Consider the following 1,121-nt stretch of genomic DNA (forward strand, 5'->3'; position numbering starts at 1 on the left):
AGGCCGTTCAGAAATCAGTACGTTTTCTGTTTCCTCCGTGCCTGCAGTTTTGTCTCCGGTTTCCACTATATAGTGGACAGTGATCTCTTCACCGGGCTGCTGCGCTGGGATAAACACCATATGCAACCCACTATAGTGATCTTTCATGAGTGTGAATGTCTTTTCAGGCTCGGTGCGCATAGCAATGATCGTTTCATCGGGAGTCATACCGGGTAAAAAGAGCCGCTGCTTACCTACCCACTTCAGGGTGGTTTGACCATAATGATGATTCCTGGCTAAAGGTATAGAGCCACTGGCTGACAACGTTCCCGGTAACACTGCTTCCAGACCACCATGTTCACCATTTCCCAATCTTATGGATATCAGGCCACCGTCGGGAGTTACAGCAATATCATCTACGTAAAGACGGGTCATCCGTGGGTCATGGTCAGGAGTCTGGAAAACCTTTGTACAACTCATGTGTTGTACAGGAAGCTGCTCATAATTTGTTTTGCTGTCCAGTGTTGTTATGTAAGGCTGTGACAGCCTAGCCTGTGTATCCATAGCATCCGCTGGCTGAGTGCTGACCTCCGGCGCCTTCTGGCAATAGCTGGCAACAGGCTGCTTTAAAACATCCAGGAGTTCCTGCCAGCAGGCAGGCCAGTTAATCCCGCCTTTAAAGTCCATAGCCTCCATCAATCTTGCTGCTTCGGCCAGATAAGGCTGATTGGCTTTTATTGCCAGCGTCATGGTCTGGACCGTGTCCAGAGGAAAAATCTGTTCACCATGAACACCAGTACTGCCGTAGTATTGTTTAAACCAGCACTGCTGCCAGAGGCGATATAAAGCACTCTCAAGAGTGCCTGTGGATTTTGACGGATCCTGTGGCATCCCCGAGTCACTCCACCTTGCTTCAGCCAGTTGCCTGATAATATCGGCTTTGGCCTCATCGTCATTCAGGTGTTCCTTCACAGTCACTTCATGGGTAATGCGGTTTATCGCAGTGGTTTTCCCGCGTTTTACCTGCCACGGACACGGCAGGGATCGCACAGTCTGATTCAGCCATTGGCAAAGTCCTTTATCACAGGCATCTTGCTTTGCTACCCTGGGTGCGTCTGCAGACAGTGCCCGGACAGTCGTCC

Annotated in this window: 1 protein-coding gene; it reads right to left on the minus strand. The window is 50.3% G+C overall.

Annotated features, from left to right (window positions below; genetic code table 11):
- Positions 1–1,121: hypothetical protein (locus tag E1189_RS23080; protein ID WP_230460020.1), on the minus strand; the 1,121-nt coding region annotated here is incomplete at both ends.

Origin of the sequence: Parendozoicomonas verongulae (assembly GCF_009711465.1) — a bacterium.
In the GTDB taxonomy this organism is placed as follows: Bacteria; Pseudomonadota; Gammaproteobacteria; order Pseudomonadales; family Endozoicomonadaceae; genus Sansalvadorimonas; species Sansalvadorimonas verongulae.